Annotated in this window: 2 protein-coding genes; both read left to right on the top strand. The window is 72.7% G+C overall.

The window, feature by feature from the left end; translation table 11 throughout:
- The first annotated feature begins 18 nt into the window (after positions 1–18).
- On the top strand, positions 19–22371 hold the full coding sequence (locus UIS43_RS00030; RefSeq protein WP_370012124.1) for a hypothetical protein: 22353 nt from the start codon (positions 19–21) through the stop codon (positions 22369–22371).
- Positions 22368–22583: a hypothetical protein gene (locus UIS43_RS00025; RefSeq protein ID WP_370012122.1), complete on the top strand. Its 216-nt coding sequence runs from the start codon at positions 22368–22370 to the stop codon at positions 22581–22583. Before UIS43_RS00030 ends, UIS43_RS00025 begins: the two co-directional genes overlap by 4 nt.
- Positions 22584–22774: the final 191 nt, after the last annotated feature.

The raw sequence follows: 22774 nt of genomic DNA, 5'->3' as shown, positions 1-22774 counted from the left end.
GGAGGGGGGAGGGCTCGCATGCCGTTCGACGAGAACATGAGCGCCTCCCAACGCAAGGCGATCGAGGTCCTCACCGGCATCCCCATCCCCAAGGCGAGCATCAACACCCTGGGTCGCGGTTCGGAGGTCTACGCCGCCCTCGAAAAACGCGTCAAAGTCCTGGACGACCTGTTCGACCTCAGCCGCGTCCACGCCCGACGCCACTTCAACGGCAACACCGCCCGCAACTACGAACACTCCCTGGACCAGTTCACCACCGGCGACAACGACTACGTCGGCTCCGCCCGCTCCAACGCCGCCACCATGTCCAGCGAACTCTTCAAGGCCCGCGCCAACGTCGAGTACATGCACATGATGGTCATCGGCCAGTTCGTCCAACTCCTGGCCGAGATCGCCTGGGCCATCGCCACCGCCAAGTTCACCTTCGGCGCCTCCTTGAAGTGGATCCCCATCTTCAAGGCCATCCGCAGCCTGGCCATCCGCCGCATCCTGACCTGGCTGCTCATCACCGTGCCCGGCCACCAGATCATCAGCCAGATCTTCGCCAGCATGGACAGCATCATCCAACGCATCCAGATCGGAAGAGGCACCCGCCACCACAAAGACCCCAACCTCACCCGCAGCGCCCACATCGGCGCCACCATCGAAGGCGCCCTGTCCGCCGTCTTCTCCGCGGGCATGGACGGACTCTTCAGCAAACAACTCACCGACCTGTTCAACGACCGCGTCGCCCGCATCACCGACCTCCCCGACCCACCGCCCCTGACCAGACCCGTCCCCGAACCAGGGCCCGGTGGACCCCCCACCGGACCGCCCATCCGGGAGACCCCCGACGGGCCGCCCAGCGGACCGCCCACCGGGCCCCCGCCCGACCCCAGAGGTCCCGTCAAGGACACCCCGCCCCCGGGCAACCCCAACCGCGACACCGACACGCCACCACCGCCCGGCGGCGGGCCGGACGGGCCGCCCTCCGGCCCGGTCAAGGACGACCCGCCAGCGACGAACCCCGACCGGGGACCGGACTCCCCCGCGCCCAAAACCACACCCGAAACCACACCCGCCCCCAAGGACGGGCCGCTGCCCCCGCCCTCGTTGAACAAGGATCTCGCCGAGGTCTTCGTCCGCCACAAGGACGAGTTCCTGGTCCCCTACAACCCCGCAAGCCCCATCGGCGCGGGCGTCTTCGACAACGCCGCCAAAGCCGCCGCGGCGCGCAACGAGTTCGCCGACCTGTTCGCCCGCCACTTCGGCGACCACATCGGAGACGCCGCAGCACGCGACCTCGGACGCGACTACGCCGACACCCTCGCCCGCAACTGGACCGACCCCAACCTCGCCCAGCACCTGCGCGACACCATCGGCGACCGCCTACCCCCCTCCACACGCGACCACCTCTCCGATGTACCGGTCACCCTCCAACAGCCCCTCAACGACTACTTCTCCAAAACCAGCACCTACGCCCAGCAGACCGGTGGCAGCATCGGCACCGGAGCCCTGGAGGGCTACCTCGGCGAGGGCCTGGGCAGCATGGCCGACGGACGCGGCTGGGAGGCCTCCGGCTACTCCGCGACCGCGGGCGCCACCCAGGCGGGCATCCAGCAGGGCGCCACCGACGGCATCCTGCACGGCGCCGACCTGTTCAAGGACAAGGACAAACCCGACCTCAACACACCCCCGCCCCAGACCGAGAGCAACGGTTCCGACAACCGGACCGACGACCGCACCGACCCCGGCGCAACCGACCCCTGGTGGCGCGGGGACGACGACCCCGGCCAGAACGGCGACCGAACCCCCGAACGCAACAGCGGCAACTCCCCCGCACCCGCACCCGGCGACGGAACCCAGCAAACGGACGACCGCGACGGCGAACCCGCCCCGCCCTCGCGGGACGACGAACAATCCCTGTACGACAGCGACTCCGACAGCGACACATCCTCCGTCTTCGATCGGGACGAGAACTCCTCGCCCTACGACAGCGACGACGAGGCCTCACTGTTCGACACCGACGAGGCCACCCCCCAGCAGGACACCACCAACACCAAGACGGACAAGGGGCCCGGCCCCGACGCGCCCTCCATCCCGGGGCCGCGGAACGAGCCGCTCGGGGTGGACTCCCCCCACCCCGGGTCCGGCCACGACCCCTTCCGGACGGGCACGGACAACGGCCCCCTGGCCGCCGACTTCCTCAACGCCATCGTCCCCGACAACCCCATGGCGGCCGCACCCCCCGACACCGAGCAGACCGCGCCCAACACGGGGAACACCGGCGACCGCTCCGCCCCCGAACAGGAGCAGCAGCAGAACACCGCCCCCGTCGCCGTCGCGCCCCCGGTCGGCCAGGCGGCTCCACCACCCTCACCCGCCCCGCAGAACCCGGCCCCCGACACCGGCCAGCGCCCCGCGTCCTCCGAGCGCGGCGGCGGTGAACGCTCACCCCAACGCACCAACGACACCACCACCCCCGACACCACCGCACAACAGACCACCGGCGACGACCTCCAGACCCCCACCCCAGACCCCACACCCCAGACCCAGACCACCGGAAACACCACCGGGCAGGACGACCACGGCAGCCCGACGAACGAACAGCACGCGAACCCCGACACCGTGAGCGTTTCCGAGCAGCGGACGGAGTCGGAGGACGGTCCGCCGCCCTCGCCGCCCGCCGCCGACGAACGCGCCGACGAACGCGCCGACGAACGCGCCGACGAACGCGCCGACGAACGCGCCGACGAACGCGCCGACGAACGCGCCGACGAACGCGCCGACGAACGCGCCGACGAACGCGCCGACCACAGCGATACCACCGTCAGGACGGAGAACGGACCGCCGCCGCAGACCGAGGACAGCGACCCCCTCCCCGGGACGCTGGACGACCGCTCCCCCGAACCCGCCCCTCCGACCGACTCCCGGGACGACCGGGACGCCGTTCCGCCGCCCCGTGCGGAGGAGCAGGACGGCACTCCTCCCGCCGCGCCCGTCCCGCCGCCCGCCATGGCGCCCCCGCCCGTTCAGGCCGATCCGTCCGCCCCCGCTCCCGCGGCCGCCAACGGACAGAGGACCCCCTCCCCCCAGACCCCGCCGGACAGGATCACCACCGCGATCCAGCTCGGAGAGATGGCCTCGGCCAGCATCAAGGACGCGATCAGCGGCTACCAGCGCGCCCAGGACCTGGTCAGCCAGACCCGGGAGGCGGAGAGTCAGGGCCGCCCCGACGCCGCCGACCTGCGCTCCCATGCCTACGAGGCACAGCGCCAGGCCAACGAGGCCTACCGGACCTACGACTTCCTCGCCCGGATGCAGGCCGATCTGCTGCGCACCGACCAGCCGGTCACCGTGATGACCGTCCTGGAGACTCCCGCGAGCCCGAGCGACGACGCCGGACCCGTCCCCCTCGGCGGTACCGACGGGGACATCCCGCTCGGCCCGCGCGACACCGACTCCCCCGTTCACCAGGAGGAGACCGCACCGGAGGGCACACCGCCGGAGGGGACAGCGCCGGAGGGGACAGCGCCGGAGGGGACCCCGCCGCAGGAGCCCCAGGCCCCCACCTACAACGGCACCTTCACCCCGGACCGGAGCAAGCCGTACGACCTGGGCTACCTGACCACGTCCAACCTCCTCGGTCCGAACATGCTCTTCGCCGAGCACCTGCACGGGTTCGTCGACGACGTCCTGACCAACACGCCGGACATGCCCGAAACCGCACGCCAGCAGATCCTGGACGGCGTGGCCGACATCCTCACGAAGGAGGGGCCGCGCCCCTTCCTCCGCGAGGGCGGGCGCACCGTCAGCGCCACCCACGACGGGCAGACGTGGAGCGCCGACATCGACCTGCGCTCACTCGACGGCGATTTCTACCACTTCAAGACCGAGTCCCTGAGCGGCGAGGACTCCAGGCACCTGAGGCTCCACAACGCCGGACCCGGGGTGTCCTCCAGCGAATCCGGTTCCCAGAACGGGAGCGGCTCCGTCGGCGTCAAGTTCACGGGAAGCCCCATCTACCTGGCCAACGTCAGCGGCAGCGACGCCGGGCCGATCTTCTCCATCGGCGTACGCGGCGGCTCCCAGGTCCGGAGCACCGGCGGAACGGCCTCGGTCAGCGCCAACTCCGGTACCGGCATCGAGCTGCTCGGCACCCCGAACGTCTACGTCAGCGACCTGCGCATGAAGGCGTCCGTCACCGGACCCGGCCTCACCTCGCCGCGTGTGCGGGAGGGGACCTCGTACGACGGGCTGATCATGAACCTGCCGGGAGAGGCGGTCTCCTCCGACGGTCCCCGGCAGATCACGCCCGACAACGGGAAGACGGACGCGAACGGGCACCACAAGCCGGTGAACCGCCCGTTCATAGGTGCCGGCCACCCGCTGGAGATCACCCGCTTCTCCCCGGCCCCACCGGCATCCGACGGCGGAACCGGTGGGGACACCGCCTCCGGCGACCGCGGTGACAGCACCGACACCGCGACGGCGGGCGGCGGCGGCAGACCGGGGCAGAACAGCCTCGGCACCTGGCTGGCCGACCACCTCCTCCCCCCTCCCAAGGGGAAGCGGGGCGGCGACCACACCCCCTCCGGCAAGGAGAAGCGCAACGACGAGTACCGCGCGCGGATCGAGGCCGCCTTCGACAACGACCAGGTACAGCAGTACCTGCCGCAGATGTCCAACGGTTCCGCGCACATCCGCATCGACATCCCCGGGAGCCCTTCCCGGTACATGCGGATGTGGTCGGTGTCGACCCAGTACGACCGCAAGGACTTCGCCCCCGGCCTGGTCGACTTCGTGCACAGCAACACCACGGTCAAGAGCGTCTCCTCCGACGTGCAGCGCTCCACCACGGTGTCCGGTTCGATCGGCACCGGCTTCGGCATCTGGCTCGAACTGCCGGACGGCAAGAGCATCCGGCTCGAAGCACCCGCCGTGGAGTACTCGGCGACGCTCAGGAAGAGCACGGGCACCACCCTGAACACCTCGGGGGCGATCAGCGATATCGTGCACGCCCCGTCGGGCCACGCGGCCTACGACGTCAAGCGCGACTTCTACGTCCACATCCAGGGCGAGCCGCGACCGCACCGCTTCGAGGGCGACTCCGTCGAACTGCTCAGCGTCGAGGACGCCCGCCTGCTCAACGGCGAACTCCCCAAGCCCCCGTCCTCGACCGACGGACCGGTCGCGCCGCCCAGGCCCCCGTTCCCGAACCTCGCGGTGGACCGCCCCACGAATCTGAGCGGGTCCACCGTGCTCGGGTTCGGCCACGTCCCCCCGCCCGCTCCGGAAAACAACAGTGGAACCACTGGCACCACCGGAAACGCCAACACCACAAGCAGCACCACAGGGAACACAGGGACCAACGACACCGGGACCGCGAACACGACGACGGACAGGACCGGGAACGACGGCACCGACGGCGACACCAAGACGTACAACTCACCGGAGAGCTCGTTCTACGACGACCTGGCGTACGAAGTACTCAAAGGCATCGCCGAGAAGCACCCCGGTATGGTCATCCCGGACCTCGCGCGGACCAGGAAGGACTACGCCGTCCGCCCCAGCCACATGGAGCCGGACGCGGTCCGCAGCTTCCGCGAGCGCTGGGGCCTGCGCCGCAACGCGGACGTGGCGCGGGAGAACACCCAGAAGGTCAGGGAGGCGCTCTCCGAGTCCCGCATCAAGAGCAGCAAGTCCGACCTGCCCTACGACGGCATCCCGGTCCGCCTCAGGGAAACCGCCGTGATCGACGGGAAGACGGTCCGCGCGGACAGGGGTCTGCGCCCCGACCACGTGACCCTGCGCGTCTACGGCGAATTCGGAAAACTCGAACACCAGTTCGAGACGACGGCCAGCGGGGGCGGCCGGTTCACCGGCTCGTCCGGCGTCACCGTCACGAAGGGGTCGAACCTCAACCACTCGCTGAGTTTCACCGTCGGCGGCAGTGTGCGCGACGACGCCAGGGGCGACGCACGCGGTGTTCCCGGCACGCTGGGGAACCCGATGGTCGCGCTGTTCACCTCCTTGGGCTTCGGAAGGGACTCCGCCCAGAGCATCTCCCGCAGCGTCGAGGAAACGGTCCTGTTCAACGGGGACTCCGACGTGTGGACGTCCCGCACCCGCTTCACCGCCCGGTTGTTCGAGAACGACGACCTCGGGATGACACGCGACGGCAGGTCCCAGCACGAACACGGGACACCGCTCCTGAAAGACGGGGGGATGGACACGCAGGTGGTCCTCCTCACGCCCAAGACGTCCCCGACCGCCCCGGACCCCGCACGGACCGAGACCGACACGACCGGCACCGACACGACCGACGACTGGCAGGCACTCCCGCCCGAGCGGGTGAAGGACATGCTCACCCTGAGGCCCACCCCGACGGGCGCCGGGCGGGGCGGCCTGTGGACCGCCGTCCGGGACGGGGCGGTGCACACCTGGGGACGCCTGTTGGGCGGAGGCGCCGATACCGCCGCACCCTCACGGAACACCGCCGCGCCTCCCGCGGGCACCACCACGGTCACGGGCGCCGACGGCAACCAGACGGTCCTCCCCGCCCCGCCGCCTCCCCCCGGAGGGACGACGGACACCACCACCGGTACGACGCCGGAGACCGCTCCCCCCGGAGGCGAGAGGGGCGGGGACGACTCCCCGAACGACCGGCCGCCGCAGGACCCGCCGACCCTGGGGCAGCGCCGCGCCCAGGCTCTCCACCGCGCCGGTGCCTTCTTCGAGCACGTGAGAACCCATTTCGGCGACAGGGACCAGACCCCCGGACTGCGGGAGCAGGTGTACCGGGCCCTCTCCGAGAACGGATTCACGCGCAAGCGCGTGTCGTACCTCTCCCGGTCGCCCGGGAACGGTCAGCGGATCGAGCAGTCCCTGTCGTCGGAGGTACTCGCCACGGACAAGAGCACGACCAGCCGGTTCGGCTCCCGCTCCCGCCACGAGATGAGCAGCCGTCTCTGGTCACCGCACAAGGTCCGGGTCACCAACGTCACCAGGTCCGAGATGGGCGCCGTCACCGACTTCCGCCCTGTCGACGCCCAGATGCGGTGGGGCGGCGGCAGCGAGACGGCCCTGTCCGCGGTCTCCTCACGGAGCGGCAACCTCGGACTCAGGTTCGGCGGGGGCGGAGCCCGCAACCCGAACCCGCCCGGTTCCGACGACTCCCTGCCGAACCAGGCCGTCAGGCCGATCCCGGTGTTCGGAACCTCCCTCTCCCGCACGTTCTTCTCCCGCGGCAGGTCGCACAACCAGTCGTCCACGTTCTCGTCGTCGGTGCTGTTCATCCCGAACAACACCAAGGCCTACGCCTTCCGCGCCTCCGGCCGCATCACCCTCCTCACCGAGTCCCTGAAGAACTGGAGCATCGGCCCGACCCTGGACTGGAAGACCCTGTTCCGCGGGTGGACCCGTCCGGTCTCGGATCTGGCCTCGGGTTACGTGCACTCCCGCGACGCCCAGGAAGAAGGGATGGTCCAGGACCGGGCGACCCGCGACGGCGACAGCGTGGACCTGAGCCCCCACGACAACCCGGACAAGCCCGAGAACGCGCGGGTGCGTCCCGGGTTCGAGAACAACGGCAGGCAGATCCAGCCCGCCGACCCCGAGGCCGCCGCCCAGGCCCTGGTGGACTCCCTCGCCTCGAACGGACTGGAGCTGACGCTCGGCGGCGGCCGGGAGGCCCTGCTGAAGCAGCTGACCACGCACCTGGCCCAGAACCCGGACCCCACCGCCCCGCTGCCGCTCAACGTCCGCGCGCTGGGCCCGGAGCCCACCCCGGACTCGAAGCCGCGGCCGCAGCGTTCGAGCTTCACGGGGAAGCTCTACGTGGAACTGATCAGGGACCCGAAGAGCACCAAGGTCTCGCACGTCGACCAGGCCGACTACTACATCGAGTCGCACACGGTGAAGGCGACCGACGCGCACTCGCGGAGCGACGAGACCAGCAGGACGGTGAGCTCGGACGGCGCGCTGCTGATACCTCCGCCCTATCCCCAGGACGACCAGGGGCCGGACGGACAGCCGGGACACCGCGCCCTGTTCACCACCCCCGCCGGGGAGATCTCCGGGTCCAGCAACGACGGGCGCTCCTCCGGGCAGTCCCAGGACGACGCCCGCACCATCGAGCTGCACCTGAAAACCCCGTACGCGAAGGTCAGCACGGACACGACCCTCAAACTCAAACTCCAGTTCGACGAACCCAAGGGCGGGGAGAGCGGCAGGAAGCCGAAATCGACCTACGAGGTCACCGCTGACAGCGGACGCGTCGACACGCTGTACTCGCTCGCGTACATGACCTTCGACCCCCCGGCGGCGGACACCCCGGAAGGCGGCACGCAGGGAACCGGAACCGACACGCTGTCGCCTCCGCCGGCCCCCGCCGTCACCACGTCCACGGACGGCACCGGCTCCACCGGGACCGCTCCGCCCGACCGGAACACCGCTCCGGCACCGGAAGGCGGCGACACCACCGGCACCGCCGACGACCGGACCGGGAGCGGCACGACGCGGCGGTCCGGAGCACCCATCTACGCCTCCCAGGCCGACGCGTTGCGCACGTGGACCCGTGAGGCGGGTCCACGTCCCGGCACCGACTCCGCCCTCGCACTGACGACCATGGTGCAGGACTACGGAAAGGCGCTGCGCGAGCAGGCCAACATCGTCGTCGCGCGGTCCGCCGGCTGGAAGCCGCCCGAGGGGAAGTCGACCGAGGAGACGGCGAACGCGGCGCGGGCCCACCTCGCCGACGTCTACGGACTGGACCCGGTCTACAACGAGATCGACGCCAGCCTCAGCGACGAGGCCATCAAGGCGATGGACCCGTCGGCCTCGCTCGATCCCGAGGGGGTGAGTTTCAAGGACATCGAACTCCCCGGGTGGATCGACAGGGTGGTGCGGAGCAACCACACCGAGTGGGGCGCCAAGGCCCTGCCGAGCACCCGCGGTGCGAAGATCCTGGACGCGCGGCCGGACGGCCAGCTCAGCGACTCCCGCGTCCGGCCCCGGACGGACAGCTCCGGCAGCTCCCACGGCGGAGGCCAGGGCTTCGGCGGCGGGTTCCGCCCCGCGGGGATAAGCACCGAGAGTCCCGTCTACGACCGCCACGAGGGCATCTACACCGGCGCGGCGGCCGCGAACACCGGCTCGTCCCACGGGGCCTCGTCGGGCTCCAACCAGACCGTCAAGGGCTACCAGGAGTCGGACCAGCTCCGCCAGGGGCCCTTCTACCTCGTGGAGCACGACGTCACCTGGGCGTTCGCCGCGGGCAGCAAGCTCACGGCGCCCGCCGCCTTCCACCTGAACGACCCGAGCCTTCCGCAGACCCCGCTCCACTCCCGGCCCACCCGATGGATCGTGGACCAGACCACGATCCGGATGGCCAAGTGGTACTCGGAGGCCGACGCGATCGCGATGGGCTTCCTCACTCCGGACCAGGTCAAGGGCCTGGGACCCGTCAAGGACGGCATCCACAAGGCGCAGGAGGAGTTCAGCAAGGCGGAGGCCGAGTACGCCGACACCCGGGCCCCGATGGAGGGCCTGGCCCAGAAGTACGCCGACAAGCCGGACGAGCAGAGCGCCAGGAAGGCCTACGAGGACCAGGAGAAGGAGTACACGAAGGCGCTGGCCAGCTTCAACCAGAAGATCAAGGCCCTGATCCAGACCCTGAACGACACGCGCACCGCTCTGGGGGGCCTCGGCCAGGGGACGAACGGCGGCACCGTTCCCCCCGGGCGCCCGTCGAGCGGGGGGACGACGACCCGTGCGCCGGCCCCCGCCAACACCACCTCGACCACCAGCACGACCGGAGACACGACCACCGGCACCGACAGCACTGCCGTCGTCACAGGGGTCACTTCCGAAAACACCACGACCATCGACAACACCGATGGCGCCACCACGACCACCAGCGCGCCCCAGCCGACCATCACCGTGACCCCGCCACCGGACCCGGCGCCCGCGCCCACGGGACCGAGCCAGGCACTGGCCGACCGCTTCCGTGCGGAACTGAACCTCGTCGCCCCGGAGCCCGACACCTCCGTCCGGGACACGGACACCGTGGACGCGCGGGTCCAGCGCGCCTCCGACGCCGCGGACACCGCTGACCGGGAGGCCCGTGCCGCAAGCGATGCCGCGAACGACCTCTCCACCGCCCTGGGGAACGGCACGACCGAGCTGGGGAACGGCAACAGCATCCTCACGGGCTCCGAGGGCGGAGCACCCGCCGCCGGGACGGAAGGAGGCGCGCCCGCGTCCGGGACCGACGGCGCCCCCTCACCGGGGGCCGAACGGCGGGCACGCGACGCGCGCACGGCGGCGGACACGGCGCACACCGACGCCACCACCACCCGCGACGCCTTCACCACCGCCCGCGACGACGCCCTCACCACGAGACCCGCACCCCGTGGGGACGCCTCCCTCGAACAGGCCGAGACGGCCGCCACGGCGGCCGAGAGCGCGGCCGCCACCGCGCAGGAGACCGCCGACCAGCACAGGGACACCGTCGCCGGGCTCGGGAACGACCTCGACGGGGCCCTGGCACGGCACCAGACGCTCAGCACCGCCGTGGACGGTCTGTCCGGGCGGGACCGGCCCGTCGGCGGCGACCCGGCCGCCCAGGACGCCCGGGACAGGGCCGCGCGGGAGGCCCGCGAGGAGGCCGACAGCCTGGTCTCCGACCTGGAGGACATCGCCGAGCGGGCCGACACCGCCCGGGACGCGGCGGAGACGGCGCGGACCGACGCCGCGAAGGCGAAGTCGGAGGCCGACGCCGCGAAGGCGAACGCCGACCGGACGGCCGCGGACGCCGAGGCCCTGCGGACCTGGGCCGAGGGGCTCAGCACCAGCGCGTCCGAACACCGGGACAGCGCGGACCGGGCCGCCCAGGACGCGCAGAGGGCCGCGGAGGAGGCGCAGAGGGCCGCCGACACGGCTGAGGAGGCCCGCGCCGCCGCGGACAGGGCCGCCGAGGTGAGCACCCGCGCGGAGGCCGCCACCGACAGGGTCAAGCAGGCCGATGACCACGCCCGCGCGGCCCGCACCGCCGCGGACCGCGCGGTCCGGGCGGCGGCGAACGCTCCCCAGCCCTCCCCCGGCGGGCAGACGACATCGGACGGCACCGACGCCCGGGGAACGGCGGACACCCGGCAGGACGCCGCCCACCGGACCGCGGAGGACGCACGGGAGCGGGCCCGGCAGGCCCGGCAGACCACACGCGACGCGGTGCGGACCACGACCCGCGCCGCCGAGGACGCGAAGCAGCTGACCGAGCAGGCACAGGACCTGCGCACCAGGGCGGAGACCACCGCGCGGGAGGCCCGGGAGGCCGCCGCCCGCGCGAACGAGGCACGCGGGATCGCCGAGGAGACCCGGAGGGCAGCCGACGCGACCGTGAGGACCGCCGACGCGGCCGCCGCCGACGCCCGCCGCGCACACGAGTCCGCGCAGCAGGCCGCCCAGCAGGCGGAGGCCGCGGCCAAGAGCGCCGAGGCAGCCGCGAGGACCGCTGAGAAGGCCCGCGACGACGCCGAGAACATCGCCACCAGCGCCCGCGAACGCGCCGACAGCGTACGGAGGCTGCTGGAGAGGATCGACGCGGCCGTGGAGCCGGAGAGGACGTCCTCCGACGACGGCCGGGAGAAGGACGACGACAAGGACGGCGGCCGGGACGAGGACGGTTCGGGCGACAACGGCAACAGCGCCGACGGCGGCGACCGGAGCGGCCAGGACCGTGACCGCTCCGACGACCAGCACGGTCCCGGCACCGAGGGCGGCGACAGGGGCCGCGGCACGGAACCGGACCACGGCAACCGCTCCCGGGGCGGAGGCGACCAGGACCGCTCCGCCGCCGCGAACACCGGCGGCCGCGGCCGCCCCTCCCCCCAGGCCGTGTCGGACGGGATCACCACCGCGATCCGGCTCGGGGAGATGGCCTCGGCCAGCATCAAGGACGCGCTCAACGGCTACCAGCGCGCCCAGGACCTGGTCGGCCAGAGCCGGGAGGCCGAGAGCCGGGGCCGCCCCGACGCCGCCGACCTGCGCGCCCGCGCCTACCAGACGCAGCGCGAAGCCAACGAGGCCTACCTCAACTACCGCGACTTCGCCCGGATGCAGGCCGACCTGCTGCGCCCCGGGAACCCGATCACCGTCATGACCGTCATGACGCCCCCCGCGGGCCCGAGCGGCGACACCGGCCCCGTCCCCCTGGGCGGGACCAGCAGGGACATCCCGCTCGGCCCCCCCGACACCGACCCACCCGTCCGCCAGGGGGACACATCACCGGAGGGGGCCCCTCCGGAGGGCGCACCGCCGCCCCCGCCGCTTCCGGCCCTCACCTACGACGGCGGCTTCGTGCCGGACCGGAGCGGTCAGAGCTACGACCTGGGCTACCTGACCACGTCCAACCTCCTCGGACCGCACATGCTCTTCGCCGAGCACCTGCCCGGGTTCGTCGACGACGTCCTGGCCAACACGCCGGGCATGCCCGACACCGCACGGCAGGGAATCGTGGACGGCGTGGTCGACATCCTCACGAGGGAGGGGCCGCGGCCCTTCCTCCGCGAGGGCGGGCGCACCGTCAACACCACCCAGGGCGGGCAGACCTGGAGCGCCGACATCGACCTGCGCTCCCTCGGCGACGACTTCTACCACGTCGACGCCAAGGCCCTGAGCGGCGGCGGGGACTCCAGGTTCCTGCGGCTCAACGACGCGGGGCCCGGGGTGGACTCCAGCGACGGCGGGTCGCGCGGCGCGGGCAAGACCGTCGGCGGCAAGTTCACGATGAGCCCCTTCTACGTGACCGGCGTCGACGGCAACGACGCCGGGCCGATCGCGGCCGTCGGCGGGCGCGGCGGCGCGAGGGTCCGGGGCACCTCCGGATCGGCCTCGGCCAGCGCCAACGCCGCGAGCGGCATCGAACTGCTCGGCGCCCCGAACGTCTACGTCGGAGACCTCGGCATGAGGGCGTCGGTCACCGGTCCCGGCCTCACCGCGCCGCGCGTCCAGGAGGGGACCGCGTACAACGGGCTGGCCATGAACCTGCCCGGCGAGGTGGTGACCTCCGACGCCCCCCGGCGGATCGTGCCCGACAACGGACCGAAGGACGCGAACGGTCACCACGAGCCGGTGAACCGGCCGTTCACGGGTACCGGCCACCCGCTGGAGATCACCCGCCTCTCCCCTGCCCCGGCGGTGTCCGGCACCGGAACCGGTGTGAGCACCGCGTCCGGCGACGGCGGGACCGGCCGCGGCGGAGAGGACGGCCGCGGCGGTGAAGGCGACCGCGGGGACGGGACCGACCGCAGGGGCGGAGGCGACCGCCACGGCGGCACCGCCACCACGGGAGGCGGCGGCAGGCCGGGCGGGAGCACCCTCGGCACCTGGCTCGCCGACCACATCCTCCCCCCGCCCGAGGGGAACCGGGGCGGCGGCCGCACCCCCTCCGGCAAGGAGAAGCGCAACGACGAGTACCGCGCGCGGATCGAGGCGACCTTCGACAACGACCGGTTGCAGCAGTACCTGCCGCAGATGTCCAACAGTTCCGCGCACATCCGCATCGAGATCCCCGGCAGCCATCCCCGCATCATGCGGATGTGGTCGGTGCCGACCCAGTACGACCGCAAGGACTTCGCCCCCGGCCTGGCCGACTTCGTGCACAGCAACACCGCGGTCAAGAGCGACTCCTCCAGCGTGAAGCACTCCAGCGTGGCGTCCGGCTCGATCGGCGGCGGCTTCGGCATCTGGCTCGAACTGCCCAACGGCAAGAGCGTCCGGCTCGACCTGCCCTTCGTGGAGTACTCGGCGACCTTCGAGAAGAGCACGGGGACCGCGCTCAACACCTCGGGGACGAGCAGCCACGTCGTACACGCCCCGTCCGGCCACGCGGCCTACGACGTCAAGCGCGACTTCTACGTCCACATCCAGGGCGAGCCGCGACCGCACCGCTTCGAGGGCGACTCCGTCGAACTGCTCACCGTCGAGGACGCCCGCCAGCTCAACGGCGAACTCCCCAAGCCCCCGTCCCCGGCCGACGGACCGGCCGCGCCGCCCCGCCCCCCGTTCCCGAACCTCGCGGTGGACCGCCCCACGGACCTGAGCGGGGCCACCGTACGCGGCTTCGGCCACCTCCCCTCACCCGTCCCGGCGGACAACGGCGGGACGACGGAAGGCACCGGGAACAACGGCGCCGACGGCGACACCCGAACGCCTCCCTCACCGCAGCGCCCGTTCTACGACGACCTGGCCTACCGCGTGCTCAGCGACATCGCCGAGAAGCGCCCCGGGATGGTCATCCCGGACCTCGCGCGGACCGGCAAGGACTACGCCGTCCGCCCCAGCCACATGGAGTCGGACGCGGTCCGCAGCTTCCGCGAGCGCTGGGGTCTGCGCCGCAACGTGGACGTGGCGCGGGAGAACACCCTGAAGGTCATCAACGCGCTCTCCGAGTCCGGGCTCAGGAGCGGTGCCCCCGACCTGCCCGGCAACGGCGTCCCGGTCCGCCTCAAGGAATCCGCGGTCATCGACCCGAAGATGATCCGCAAGGACAGGGGCGGCCGTCCCGAGACGGTGACCGTGCGCGTCTACGGCGACTTCGACCGCCTGGAGCACCAGTTCGACACGACCGCCAGCGGGGGCGCGCGGTTCGCGGGCTCGGCGGGGATCACCACCACGAAGGGGTCGAGCGTCAGCCACTCGCTCGGTGTCAACGTCGGCGCCAGCGTGCGCACCGACGCGGGCGCCGACGCACGCGGCGTCCCCCGGGTGATGGGGAACCCCTCGGTCGCGTTGAACGCGTCCCTGAACGACGGCAAGGGGTCCAGCCAGGGCCTCTCGCACAGCTCCGAGGAGACGGTGCTGTTCAACGGGGACTCCGACGTGTGGACGTCCCGCACCCGCTTCACCGCGCGGCTGTTCGAGCACGACGACATCGGGATGGCGCGCGACGACCGGCCCCAGCGCGAACACGGCATCCCGCTCCTGGGCAAGGGGATGGACGCCCAGATGGTCCTCCTCACCCCCAAGACTCCGCCGACGGCCTCCGACTCTGCGCAGACCGTGTCCGGCCCCGCGGACACGACCCGCGATGGCGAGACCGCCACCTCCTCCGACGGGCGGGAGACGCGCGACGCCCCCGAGACCACCGCCGCCACCGACGCCACCGCCGCACGGGAGGGGGACTCCGCCCAGACGGACACCACCGGGAACACGGCGCCCGCCACGACGGGCGTCCGGCAACCGCTCACGCCCGAGCAGGCACGGGACATGATCGTCCGGAGCTTCGTCCCGCGGATCAGCGCCGACGGCACGGCGGGCGACGACCGCGCGGGCCGGTGGACCGTCGTACGGGACGGGGTCGTGCAGACCTGGGGACGCCTGTTCGGCGGGGGCACCGAGGTCGTCACCGCTTCCCAGACCACCACCGCGCCTCCCGCGGGCACCACCACGGTCACGGGCACCGACCAGCCCGCCGCCCTCACCTCACCGCCTCCTCCCGGCGGCACCGCGAACACCACCGGCACCGACCGGTCCGCCGCCCTGACCACACCGGCTTCCCCCGGCAACACCACGAACACCAGCACCGGGACGACGCCGGAGGACACCCGGACGGGAGGCGACCGGGACGGGGACGACGTCCCGTCCAACCGTCCCCAGCAGGGCCCACTGACCCTGGACCAGGCCCGCGCCCAGGCGATCCGCCGCATCGGCGGCACCTTCGAGCGCGTGAACACCCACTTCGACGCCGGGAGCCGGGGCATGCGCGGGCTGCTGGAGGAGACCTACCGGACCTTCTCCGACACGCGCAGCGGCCTCCACGACGGATACCGGCGCAAGCTGGAGTCGTTCCTCTCCGACTCCTCCGGGGGCGGCCGGCAGTTCGAGAACCACCTGTCGGCGGAGGAACTGGCCGCGAGCAGGAGCGTGACCACGCCGTCGGGCTCCCGCATCCGCCAGGAGATGAGCGGCGGCCTCTGGTCACCGCACGACGTCCGCGCCACCGTCGCCACCAGGGTCGACATCGACACCGTCACCGACTTCCGGCCCGTCGGCGCCCAGATGCGGTGGAACGGCGGCAGCGAGGTGACCCTGTCCACCACCTCCTCCCTGACCGGCGGCCTCGGCCTCAGGTTCGGGGGGAGCGGGACCCGCAACCCGAACCCGCACCCCTCCGACGACTCCCTGCCCAACGAGGCCGTCAGACCGATCCCGGTGTTCGGGACCTCCCTCTCCCGCACGTTCTTCTCCCGCGGCACCTCGCACACCCAGTCGACCTCGTTCACGTCGTCGGTGCTGTTCATCCCGGACAACACCAGGGTGTACGCCTTCCGCGCCTCCGGCCGCCTCACCCAGGCGATCGAGTTCACGAAGAACTGGACCATCGGCCCGCCCCTGAACTGGAAGACCCTGTTCCACGGGTGGACCGCCCCCGTCCAGAACCTGCTCGCGGGCTACGTGCACTCCCGCGACGCCCAGCAGGAGGGGCTGGTGCTGGATCAGGCGACGCGCGACGGCGACAGAGTGGACCTGAGCCCGCAGCCCAACCCCAAGAAGCCCGAGAACGCGCGGGTGCGTCCCGGGTTCGAGGACAACGGCAGGCAGATCCAGCCCGCCGACCCCGAGGCCGCCATCCAGGAGCTGGTGAACGACCTCGCCTCGAACGGACTGGAGCTGACGAGCGGCGGCCGGGAGCTCCTGCTCCAGAAACTGACCACGCACCTGGGTCAGAATCCGGACTCCACCGTGCCGGTGCCGGTCAAGGTCCGCGCACTGGGGCCGGAGCCCACCTCGGACTCGCGTCCGCACGCCATGCGCTCGGCCACCCCGGCGAAGGTCTACGTGAACCTGACCAGGGACCCGAGCCGCACCGAGGTCTCGTACGTCGGCCAGTCCGGCTACTACATCGAGTCGCACACGTGGAAGGCGACCGACGCGGACTCCCGGAGCAGGGGGACCGGGACGACGGTGGGCGCGGACGGCGTGCTGCTGCAACCCCTCCCCTACGCCCAGGACGACCAGGGCTCGGAGGGTCAGCCGGAGCACCGCCCGCTGTTCGGCGCCCCCGCCGGGGCGGTCTCCTCCTCCGGCAACGACGGGCGCTCCTCCGGGCAGTCACAGGACGACGCCCGCACCACCGAGCTGCACCTGAACACCCCGTACGCCAAGGTCGGCGCGGACACGAGGCTGACCCTCACCCTCGAACTCGGCGAGCCCAAGGGCGGGGAGAACGGCAACCCGCCGCGTTCGACGTACACGGGCACCGCCGACAGCGGGCGGGTCGAGACGCTGTACCCGTTCGCGTACATGACCTTCGACCCCCCGGCGACGACCACCACCGCGACCACCACGGGGGACGGCGCGCGGAGCACCGGCGCCGACCTGTCGGCGCCTCCCCCCGCCGTCACCACGTCCACGGAAGGCACCGGCTCCACGCGGACCGCTCCCGCCGACCGGAACACCGCTCCGGCCCCGGAGGGCGAGGACGCCACCGGCGACCGGACGGGAACCGACACGACCGGAAACGACCGAGCCCCCGCCACCGCGGAGGACGGCGGCACGACGCGGCGGCCCGCCGCCCCCGTCCACGCGTCCGTGTCCGAGGCCCTGCGCGCCTGGACGAACGACGCCGGTCCCCGGCCCGGCAACGACAGCGCCATCACCAAACCGGCCATGGTGCAGGACGGCGGACAGGCGCTGCGCGACAAGGCCAACGTCGTCATCGCGCAGTCCCTGGGCTGGCAGCCGCCCCCCGGCACCCCCGAGGGGGGGCAGCCCACCCGGGCCGCGGCGGACGCGGCGCGCGCCTACCTCGCCGACGCCTACGGCCAGGACCCGGTGTACAACGAGATCGACCACAGCCTCAGCGACAAGGCCCTCAAGGCGGTGTACCCGTCGGCCTCGCGCAACTCCGAGGGGGTGCAGTTCACCGACATCAGCCGCACGGAGTGGGGCGCCAAGGTCGTGCCGAGCAACCGCGGGGCGAAGATCCTGGACGCTCTGCCGGGCAGCCAGCTCAGCGACTCCCGCGTCCAGCCCAGGACGAACAGCGCCGGCGACTCCCACGGCGGGAGCCAGGGCCGCGGCGGGGAGTTCCGCCCGTCCGGGCTGACCACCGGCGGCGTCCCCTACGACGGCCACGAGGGCATCCACACCGGTTCGGCGGCCGTGAACACCAGCTCGTCCCACGGTTCCGAGAGGGGTTCCAACCAGGCGGTCAAGGGCTACCAGGAGTCCGACAAGCTCCGCCAGGGACCCGTCTACCTGGTGGAGTACGACGCCACCTGGGCGTTCGCCGCGGGCAGCAAGCTCAAGGCGCCCGCCGCCTTCCACCAGAACGACCCGAGCCTGGCGCCGACCCCGTTCTACTCCCGGCCCACCCGCTGGGGCGTGGACGACGTCACGGTCAGGATGGCCGGCTGGTTCTCGGAGGCCGACGCCATCGCGATGGGCTTCCTCACGCCGGACCAGGCGAAGGGCATGGCCCCCGCCATGGACCGGCTCAACCAGGCGCGGGAGGAGTTCGGCAAGGCGGAGGCCGCGTACGCCGACACCCGGGCACCGCTGGAGGGCCTGGCCGAGAGGTTCGCCGCCGAACCGGGCGACGAGAGCGCCGAGAGCGCGTACAAGGAGCAGGAGGACAAGTACAAGGAGGCGCTGCGCGACTTCGACCGCCAGATCGACGCCCTGGTCGAGACCGTGAACACCACGCGCACCACGCTGGGGGAGGCCGGTCAGGGGCCGGACGGCGGCACCGCTCCCCCCGTGCACGCGGTCAGCGGCGACGGGACGGCCACCCGCACACCGGTCACCGGGAACACGACCACGGGGACCGAGGGGAGCACCGGCAACAGGACGGGGAACACCGGGAACACTGTCACCACGACGACCGGCACGACCGGAAACACGACCGCTGGCCAAACGACCACCGGTACCACCGGCGACAGGGGCGTCACCTCCGGAACCACGACGACCACCGGCAACACCGATGGCACCACCACGGCCGCGAGAGAGCCCCAGCCGACCGTCACCGTGACCCCGCCGGACCCGTCGCCAGCGCCCTCGGGGGCAAACCAGACACTGGTCGACCGCTTCATGTCGGAGCTGAACCTGCGTGCGCCGGAGCCCGACACCCCCGTCCGGGACCCCGGCGGCTCCAGCGGCCTCCGGGACGGACAGGAGCAGAACACGGACACCGTGGACGCGCGGGTCCAGCAGGCCTCCGACACCGCGGACACGGCGATCCGGGAGGCCCGTGACGCACGCGACGCCGCGAACGGCCTCTCCACCTCCCTGGACCACGGCAGGGCCGACATCCGGCAGGGCACCCGCGTCCTCACCGGCTCTGAGGGCGGAGCACCCGCCGCCGGGACGGAAGGAGGCGCGCCCGCGTCCGGGACCGACGGCGCCCCCTCACCGGGGGCCGAACGGCAGGCACGCGACGCGCGCACGGCGGCGGACACGGCGCACACCGACGCCACCACCACCCGCGACGCCTTCACCACCGCCCGCGACGACGCCCGCGCGAGGATGCCCGAACCCGACCGCGACGCCTTCATCGAACGGGTCCGGACGACCGTCTCCGAGACGGCGGACGCGGACACCTCGGCGACCAGCGCCCGGGAGGCCGCGGGCGAGCAGGAGGACGCCGTCGCCGACCTCGTGGACGAACTCGACGCGACCCCCGAGCGGTACCGGGCGCTCAGCACCGCCGTGGAGGGCCTGTCCGGGCGGGACCGGCCCGTCGGCGGCGACCCGGCCGCCCAGGACGCCCGGGACAGGGCCGCGCGGGAGGCCCGCGAGGAGGCCGACAGCCTGGTCTCCGACCTGGAGGACATCGCCGAGCGGGCCGACACCGCCCGGGACGCGGCGGAGACGGCGCGGACCGACGCCGCGAAGGCGAAGTCGGAGGCCGACGCCGCGAAGGCGAACGCCGACCGGACGGCCGCGGACGCCGAGGCCCTGCGGACCTGGGCCGAGGGGCTCAGCACCAGCGCGTCCGAACACCGGGACAGCGCGGACCGGGCCGCCCAGGACGCGCGCAACGCCCATGAGACGGCCCGGCGGGCCGCCGGCGCGGCCGGGGAGGCCCGCGCCGCCGCGAACGAGGCGGCGGCCAGGGCCGACGAGGTGCGGGCGAACGCCGCGGAGGTGGCCGGGAACGCCGCACAGGCCGAGGCCGACGCCCGCACGGCCCGCACCACCGCGGACCTCGCGGCCCAGGCGGCGGACGCCTCCCGGACCTCCTCCGGCGGGCGTACCGCGCCGGGCGGCACCGGCACCCGGGGGACGACGAACGCGCCGAACACGGCCCCCGGCGACACGGGGTCGCGAACCGCGCCGAACACGGCCGACGACCGCGCGAGGACGACGGACACCCGGCAGGACGACGCCCGCCGGGCCGCACAGGACGCACGGGCCAGAGCCCAGGAGGCCCGGCAGACCGCCCGCGACGCGGCGGAGCGCGCCGCCCGGGCCACCGAGGACGCGAACCGGCTGACCCGGCAGGCACAGGACCTGCGCACCAGGGCGGAGACCACCGCGCGGGAGGCCCGGGAGGCCGCCGCCCGCGCGAACGAGGCACGCGGGATCGCCGAGGAGACCCGGAGGGCAGCCGACTCGGCCGTGAGGACCGCCGACGCGGCCGCCGCCGACGCCCGCCGCGCCCATGAGTACGCGCAGCAGGCCGCCCAGAAGGCGGAGACCGCGGCCGAGCGCGCGGAGGAGGCCGCGGAGACCGCGCGGGAGGCCCGCGACGACGCCGGGAAGATCGCCGACAGCGCCCGCAAGCGCGCCGACAGCGTACGGAGGCTGCTGGAGAGGATCGACGCGGCCGTGGAGCCGGGGAGGACGTCCTCCGACGACGGCCCCCCGAAGGACCGACGCGGGGACGAGGACGGCGCCGGCGGCGAGGGCTCTGGCAAGGACCGGACCGGAGGCGGCGGAGGCGGCCGCTCCCGCGGCGAGGGCGACCGGTCCGGCAGCGGCGACGACCGTTCCGACGGCGGGGGCGGCTCCGGCACCGGGCGCGGTTCCGGAGGCGGGGGCGAGGGCCGTTCCTCGCGCGGAAACGGCCAGGACCGCCGGGGCCCCCGCGGCAGCGCGCCCGCGGACCAGCGCGACCCGTTCCCCGACTCGGACTCGGACACCGATTCGGACACGGACTCCGCCCCGGACCTGGACGCGGTTCCGGACCTGGTCTCCGACGACGACCTGTCCCTGTACGACTCCCCCGACACACCGGTCCAGGACCGGCCCTTCCGCACACCGTTCGACGACGACCACCAGTTCAAGCCCCTGTGGGCCCGGGACGACCACGCCTTCGACTCCCTGGACCCCAAGCACTCCGGTTACGGAAGCGGTCCCCTCAGCTTCCTCGACCCGAAATCCCTGGACGCCCCCCTCGGCCTCCTGGACTCCGGTTTCGGAAGCGACCGCCCCCTGCCCAGCTCGCTGACCGACATCGTGGCCTACCCCATGACCGGGGCCCCGGGCCAGCGAGGGGACACATCCGCGGACGGGGAGAACGACCAGTACACCACCGGGTTCCATGACCCCTCCGCGGCGGCGTACGGCGAGCAGCCCGCGGCTTCGACCGAGGAGACCGCGCAGGACCGGGACGGTGACCAGGACGAGCGGATCGCGGCGCTCATGCTGTGGAACGGGACCTTCGCCGGTGTCGAGGACCTCGCCGAAACCACCGGATTCGACGTGGTGAGCCAGCAGGCGCTCGTCGAGGACGGCTCCGACGGCAGCACCACCCTCATGCGCTTCGCCAACGGCGCGCAGGCGGTCTACAAGGACACCGAAGGGGCCACCTTCGCCCGCGACCGCGCCGACGCCGAACAGCTCGCCTCGCTGGTGGGCCGCGCCATCGGCGCCAACGTGCCCGGTGTCCTGCGCATCGGTGAGACCGAGGTGTTCATGCACTTCATGAACGGCGAATCCGGGTTCGCCCACCTGGACAACCCGCGATCCCCGCTCCTGAACACACGGGACGGACACGTGCTGGGCCTGCTGGACCTGCTGATCGCCAACGGCGACCGCAACCCGGGCAACTGGCTGGACCAGGGCGACGGGCGCGTGGCGGGCATCGACCACGGCAAGGCCTGGTTCAAGTACGAGTACACGCCGGAGGACCCCACCGACCTGGAGGGGCTGGCCTACACCAACGGCATGCGGCCCTTCTACGACTTCGACGCCAACGCGTGGATCGCCAACCCGCTGACCCGTGCCGACATCCGGTTCCTGCGGGCCCGGCTCGCCGGACTCTCCGGCGAGTTCGCCCGCCTGGGCCGGTCCGACTGGTTCGACGAGATGATGGAGCGCTTCGACAAGCTGGCCCACAACGCGCGGGGAACCACCGGGCTGTTCTCAGGGGGTGACCGGTGACCCGTGTGCTCTACGCCCAGGACCGCCGCACGCAGTGGACACGGCCGTTCCTGACGCTGCACGACGACGGCACCCTCACCGCCCACGACCCGGAGACGGCCGACGCGATCCCGCGCCTGCGCGCCACGCGCGGCTGGTCCGGCGAGCGGATATTCGACGAGTGCGCCGCGCAGTCCAACGCCTACGTCCGCTACTTCGAAGAACCGGAGTGACCGGGCCCGGCTTCGGCACGCCGGGGTGTACTCCTCGAATCCAGTAGGCGAATTCCCACAGAACAGGGAATGGATTCCCTTTTCCCCGGGGCCGATCGCGGACCCGTGTCTTGGCGTGATCCGCTCCGCCCGCCGCCCTTCTTCGCCTCCGGACACGCTCCCCCGAACACGGTGAACGGAGCCGGTCGGCA

It is taken from the genome of Nocardiopsis sp. LDBS0036, assembly GCF_041228755.1.
Lineage (GTDB): Bacteria > Actinomycetota > Actinomycetes > Streptosporangiales > Streptosporangiaceae > Nocardiopsis > Nocardiopsis dassonvillei.
Note: the sequence above shows the minus strand (reverse complement) of the source record. Positions and strands in the feature narration are given on the sequence as shown.